The organism is Nocardia sp. NPDC049737 (assembly GCF_040674755.1).
Taxonomy (GTDB): domain Bacteria; phylum Actinomycetota; class Actinomycetes; order Mycobacteriales; family Mycobacteriaceae; genus Nocardia.
Map to the genome: position 1 here is coordinate 37,208 of NZ_JBFANH010000047.1, position 6,521 is coordinate 43,728.

General features: G+C 67.0%; 4 protein-coding genes and 1 pseudogene. 3 read left to right on the forward strand and 2 right to left on the reverse strand.

Annotation, left to right across the window (positions count from 1 at the left end):
- Positions 1-950: 950 nt before the first annotated feature.
- A pseudogene (locus tag AB0J47_RS38645) lies at positions 951-2,552 on the reverse strand (DNA polymerase III subunit gamma and tau); the annotation flags it as partial.
- Between the two features lie 467 nt (positions 2,553-3,019).
- Between AB0J47_RS38645 and AB0J47_RS38650 the strand changes: the two are divergent.
- Positions 3,020-3,844: a hypothetical protein gene (locus tag AB0J47_RS38650; protein WP_364358417.1), complete on the forward strand. Its 825-nt coding sequence runs from the start codon at positions 3,020-3,022 to the stop codon at positions 3,842-3,844.
- A gap of 82 nt (positions 3,845-3,926) precedes the next feature.
- A complete protein-coding gene (locus tag AB0J47_RS38655) occupies positions 3,927-5,222 on the forward strand; it encodes an ammonium transporter (protein WP_364358420.1) in 1,296 nt (431 codons plus the stop codon).
- A 33-nt stretch (positions 5,223-5,255) separates the two neighbouring features.
- Here AB0J47_RS38655 and AB0J47_RS38660 read toward each other — a convergent pair whose 3' ends face one another.
- On the reverse strand, positions 5,256-6,287 hold the full coding sequence (locus AB0J47_RS38660) for a neutral zinc metallopeptidase (protein WP_364358423.1): 1,032 nt from the start codon (positions 6,285-6,287) through the stop codon (positions 5,256-5,258).
- A 53-nt stretch (positions 6,288-6,340) separates the two neighbouring features.
- Here AB0J47_RS38660 and AB0J47_RS38665 point away from each other — a divergent pair.
- The coding region (locus tag AB0J47_RS38665) for a hypothetical protein (RefSeq protein WP_364358426.1) at positions 6,341-6,521 on the forward strand (181 nt) is incomplete at its 3' end.

Below are 6,521 nucleotides of genomic sequence, written 5' to 3' on the forward strand. Positions count from 1 at the left end.
TCGATCCGCGCCACCGACGCCCCCGACAACAACGCCTGCACCGTAGGCCCGAACTCCCGGACCTTCGCCCGAATCTCCCCCCAGGCCCCTTCCACCGCCCGCAGCAAATCCCCATCCCCTTGCCCCCCAGCCCCTTGCCCCCCAGCCCCTTGCCCCCCAGCCTCCGCACCGGCCTGGTCCGCGAGACCCTGCGCACCGCTCTCCTGCGCGCGCACCTGCTGTACAGCAGCAACTTGCGCGCCGCCCTGCTGCGCCACACCACCCGGCCGCGCGAGAGCAGAAGCCGCGACCGCCCCGGTCGTCGACTCACCTACTTGCGCCGCGCCAGCTGCAGCCGGATCCGCAACACCCCCCTCTGACCGTTGCACCACATCATCGCGATCCGCCGCGACACTCGCGGCCGCCCCACCGGCCTGCTCGCCCGCACCGGCCCCGGACGCCACCCGATCCGCGGCAACCTGATCGGACTGATGATCCGAAATCGACTGCGCAGCATCTGAATTCGAAAAGTCCGCCGAATCCGCAGCCCCAGTGCGGTCGCCCTGTCGCGGTGTAGTTGTCTCGGAGACAGCCCGCGTTCCTTCCGGTTCCAACAATCCGGCGGCAGCCGGCGAACCCGCGGCACCAGCGAACTTCGCCTCGCCGCGGCCAGGCGCGACGGCTCGATCCGCGGCTTCGACGGCCGAAGACGAGACGGAAGCCTCTGCCTGAGCGGCATCGACCGAAACAGTGCCAGCACCCGACGAAGCATCAAGGCGTGCTTGTCCCGAGGACGCCTTCTCGACCGGTGCGCCGCTTGTCCCGGTCGCCGCATTGCCTCCGGTCGGCTGTGGCGCGCCGAGTTGTCCGGTGCTCGGTCCCCGGTCGACGGGTGTGGGATCCACACCCGTCTGCGTCTCGCCGCGCGGCGCCGTCGAATCGCCCGGCACGAAGGCGAATCCGGCCCCTGCGTCGCTTTGCCCGGCGTCCGCGCTCTGCCCGGCAGCCGAATGCTGGCTTGCGGTCGGACCCTCTGCTGTCGCCGCGGCTTGTGCTGCCGTCGAGTGCTGTGCTGCCACAGTGCCCTGTCCGACCGCCGGATCCTGCCCACCGGCAAGGCCCTCCGGATCGGCACCGCGCCCGGCAATCGACTGCTGTTCCACAGCCGCTGCACGCTCCGCAGGGAGACTCTGCCCCGGAGCTCCAGCCTGCCCAGCAGCACCAGCCTGCCCAGCAGCACTCTCGAGGCTCGCGCCTGCGCGGGTGGCGCCCTTTTCGCGGCGAGCAGCGGCGAGGAGTTCCGCACCTCGGCGGCGTGCGGGTTCATTGGACGAACGCGGCGACGTTGCGGAGGTCGGGGGTTCGGCCTGCGCCGGAGCGGCAGTGGGTGCCGCGGCGGCAGGCGGCGCGATCGCTCCGGTCGCTATGCCGCGTTCGAGGCGCTCGAGGCGTTGCAGGGTTGCGGATTCAGCATCGGAGACCGATGGGAGGAGCATGCGGGCGCAGACGATTTCGAGCAGGAGGCGAGGGGCGGTGGCGCCGCGCATTTCGCCGAGGCCCTCGTGCAGGAGTCCGGCGTGCCTGGCCAGAGTGGCCGGGCCGGCGCGTTCAGCCTGTTCGCGCATGCGGTCGAGGACATCGCCGGGGCCGGAGACCAGGCCGCGGTCGGCGGCGTCGGGGACGGCCTGCAGCAGGATCAGGTCACGCAGACGTTCCAGCAGGTCGACGGCGAAGCGGCGCGGATCGTGGCCCGCCTCCATCACGCGGTCGATGGTGCCGAACAGGGCGGCGCCATCGCTGGCGGCGAGCGCGTCGATCGCATCGTCGATCAGCGCGACGTCGGTGACGCCGAGCAACGAAACCGCCCGCGAATAGGTGACACCCTCGGGTCCGGCGCCCGCGAGGAGCTGGTCGAGCACACTCAAGCTGTCGCGCGGCGATCCACCGCCCGCGCGAATCACCAACGGGTACACCGCCTCATCGACCGGCACCTGCTCTTGCTCGCAGATCTTGCCGAGCAGTCCACGCATAGTGGCGGGCGGCAGCAGCCGAAACGGGTAGTGGTGCGTGCGCGAGCGGATGGTGGGCAGCACTTTGTCCGGCTCGGTGGTGGCGAAGATGAAGATCAGGTGGGCGGGCGGCTCCTCGACGATTTTGAGCAGCGCGTTGAACCCGGCCGTGGTGACCATATGCGCCTCGTCGACGATGAACACCCGATACCGCGACTCCGCCGGCGCGTAGAAGGCCCGATCGCGCAGTTCGCGGGTGTCGTCGACACCGCCGTGACTCGCGGCGTCCAGTTCGATCACATCGAGATTGCCCGGTCCGCCCGGCCCGAGCGCGACACAGGATGGGCAGACACCGCATGGTGTCGAGGTGGGGCCCTGCACACAGTTCAACGAGCGCGCGAGGATGCGCGCCGATGAGGTCTTGCCACAGCCCCGGGGACCGGAGAATAGATAGGCATGACTGATGCGACCGGTGTCGAGCGCGGTACTCAGCGGGTCGGTGACGTGCTCCTGACCCACCACTTCAGCGAACGTTGCCGGTCGGTACTTCCGGTACAGAGCCACGGCCAGAGGTTACCGGCGCCCACCGACAAAGCACATTCCCCTCGACCGACAGGCCGGGCGCGGCGTGCCACCGGGCGTTTCACATCATGATTGTGATGTAGATCACATGATACTCGAATCTTTGTTAGTCCCCACTGATCAGCGGCGAAGGTGGCAATGCCGGAGCAATCGAAGACCGACAACGGACGAACGACGAATTTTGGCGCCCGTCCAGTGCACTTCGCGCCGATTAGTTGAACTCACGCCCCGGTTCGAGACCCATTTGCGGATATAACGAATCAATCAACCAGCATGACATCTACGCAATCGCCTGGCTACCGTGGTTATCGGCAACTTCGGTAGCCAAACCTTCATCAGGTTGGTGGCCCCGGCCGGTCCCTCATCCCGACCGGGGCACAACCTGAGCCCACAATTTCCCGGCGCTTTTCCGCCGACTCACACCACTTTCACCGGAGGAAATTTCCACCGTGCCGTCGTGTGACGACATCGCCGCCGCCTGGCTTTCGAGCACCGATTTCGCCGACGACCATGCCGCCGTCGACCTGCTCAGCCGGGCGATCAGCCCCCAGGACTTCGCGATCAAGCGCGATTCGCTACCGGTGGCCGCAGCCGCCGATCCGTCGACCGCCGCCGCCATCCTCGAGCTACTGGAACGCGGCCAGGTGCCGACCATGGCGGCGATCCGCACCCTCACGGCGCAGAACGAGATGCGCCGGGAGGCCGAACGCATCGAACGCCTCGGCCGCCGCGCTCAGCGCAGCATCGATGACTTCGGCCGCATACTGGCCCGGCTGGCCGAGGACCATTGGATCGCGCACGGCACCGGCCCGACCCGACGCGACGTACTGCAGTCCGAACCGGTGATGGCGCTGATCCGCGACCGGATCGGCGATATCGCGCCGACCGCGGTGAAACATCTCTGGTTGATCGAGCGCGCACAGCGCGCAGGCTGGATCGCCTCTGATGCGAGTCCCGGATCCCTCTGCGCCGCACGACGCTTCTACTCCGCGAAGTACGGCAACCGGGTCTCGCTGCGACCGGTCAATACGATCGGCACGATCGTGGCGACCTACCTGCGCGATTATCTGGCCGAAAACGACCGCCCGCCGCGCTGGTCCACCCTCGCCCACGACCTGCGCGACGACCGCGGCCGCCGGATCTTCCACGACACCGCCGACGCGCGCATCCAGCGCCGGTGGCTCACCACCGCCGAATGGATGGCCGAGCGCGAGGACCTGCCGGTGCCCGGACGGCGCGGCCTGCGCGCCTTGGCAAAGAAGGCGCGGCGCTGAACTGTCTGGGCCGATAATCAGCGACGATGTGAGCATTCGGTAACTTCTTCGCAACGCATGTAAGCGTGGAAGGAGTTACCCCGTGTCCTCAACCATCGATCCCGCGGCCACCGCCTGGCTGCTCATCAGCACCGCCCTGGTGCTGCTGATGACGCCCGCGCTGGCCATTTTCTACGGCGGGATGGTGCGCTCGACCGGCGTACTCAACATGCTGATGATGAACTTCATCGCGATCCCGCTGGTAACCGTGGTGTGGCTGTTGGCCGGTTACAGCCTGGCATTCGGCAAGGACGCGGGCGGCGGTCTGATCGGTAATCTCGACCACTTCGGGATGGCAGGCATCGATCCCAATTCCGTACACGGCACGATTCCGGAACTGCTGTTCGCCACCTTCCAGTTGACCTTCGCGATCCTGACCGCGGCACTGGTCAGCGGTGCGATCGCGGACCGCGCGAAGTTCGCGGGTTGGATGGTCTTCGTACCGCTGTGGGCGCTGGTGGTCTATGTGCCGATCGCGCACTGGGTGTGGGGGCCGGACGGCTGGCTGGCCACCTTCGGCGCGCTCGACTACGCGGGCGGCATGGTCGTGGAGATCGCCTCCGGCGCCTCCGCGCTGGCGCTGGCGCTTGTGCTCGGCCCGCGCATCGGCTTCAAGACCGATGCGATGCGTCCGCACAACCTGCCGTTCGTGCTGCTCGGTGCGGGTCTGCTGTGGTTCGGCTGGTTCGGTTTCAATGCCGGGTCGGCGCTGACCGCGAATGGTGTCGCGGCAGCGGTATTCCTGAACACACTGGTGGCGGGCTGTCTTGGCATGCTCGGCTGGCTCGCGGTCGAGCAGATCCGCGACGGTCGACCGACCACCTTCGGTGCGGCCTCGGGTGTGGTGGCCGGTCTGGTCGCGATCACGCCTTCGTGCGGTTCGGTGAATACGCTCGGCGCGCTCATCGTCGGCCTGACGGCCGGTGTGGTGTGTTCGTTCGCGGTCGGCTGGAAATTCAAGGCTGGCTATGACGATTCGCTCGATGTGGTCGGTGTGCACTTCGTCGGCGGAATCGTCGGCACGCTGCTGATCGGACTGTTGGCCAACCAGGTGATGACCGGTGGTGTCGAGGGTCTGTTCTACGGCGGCGGACTCGCGCAGTTCGGCAAGCAGCTGGTCGGTGTGCTGGTGGTCGCGCTGTACGCGTTCGCCGTCTCCTTCGTGCTCGGCAAGGCCATCGACCGGTTGCTCGGATTCCGGGTCAGCAAGGAAGACGAGATCGCAGGCATCGACTCCGTGCTGCATGCGGAGACCGCGTATGCCGAAGGCGTGCACGGACATGCGCCGCGGCGTTTCGGTGAGGGGCACTTCGGGCTGCCGCACGGTGGCGATCACTGATACGAAGTTCCCACCGATGCGCGAAAGCGCCCGCTAGGACACCTCGTCCGACGACATATTCCAAGTGTTGCATTGAAAGGTCCGGTCGTAGTTCTGGCCTTGCTCGAACCACGCCCCGTAGTGCTGGGTGGTGCCGTGATCGCGGGCATCGCCGGACTTATCTCCACGCCCGTACTGATCCGCTGTTGTTCGGCTTTGCTCCGCTTTGTCGAAGGCACCATCGACGACCGAGGTGCCGACGTACATTCCGGCAAAGCACTGCGCCTCCAACTCCATGCGACGCGACAATTCCAGCCCGAGCGCGCTGCGCGCTCCCGCATCCGAACGCTGGCTGCTCATTGCCTGGGTAATGCCGGAGATCGCCTGCACATGATGGCCGTATTCGTGCGCGAAAACCGTCAAGTAGATCACCGTGTCATTGCCATACCGCTCGATCTGGATCTTGTCCAGAGGCAGGTAGATCGTGTGGTTCGCCGAACAGTAAAATGCTGCCCAATTTGCACTTCCGGAGCCACATGGTGATGCCGCGTCCGCCCCGCGTGCGGGCACGCTCACAGCCGGGCTGGAGTACGGCAGGTTCGCGCCTTGTAGAACGGGACGCCATTTCTTATCGAGACAGGCGGCGGCAGCCTGGAAAAACCGGGTGGCGCCGTCGACCGTCGCGGACCAGGCCGGATAACTGCACTCGGCATTGATCACACCCGCGTCGCTGTCACGGAACAGCGGGTTATCACCGGTTTTCGCAACAGGTTGCGGTCCAGCGGGTTTCGTCGTCGTCGGCGCGGCGGCACGGCTGGTGGTCGCCGCCGCGGCGCGCGATGTCGGACTCGGCGAGGAGGTCGACGATGTCGGCGGCGTGTAGGTGTAGCTCGGCGTCGGCGGGGTGTAGGCAGACGGACGGTTGTGCTTCTTCTCGTTGTCGGCCGAAATCGCGGATGAGACAAAGAGTCCGACGACCACGACGATGACCGTCAGCACACCGAGCAGGGCACTGAGCCCAACACCCGAACTCCGGCGGCGCGGCCGGTACGGACGCGGCGGATAACCCGGCCGCTGATACGGCATCGGCGGACCGTACGGCGCCGCGTAAGGCGGAGGGTAGCCGGGCGGATAACCTTGTGGCGGACCATTTCCCGGCGGTTGCGGGTATCCGGGTGCGGGTTGATGCCCGGGTGCGGATTGATATCCGGGTGCGGATTGATGCCCGGGTGCGGATTGATGCCCGGGTGCGGATTGATGCCCGGGTGCGGATTGATGCCCGGGTGCGGATTGATGCCCGGGTGCGGATTGATGCCCGGG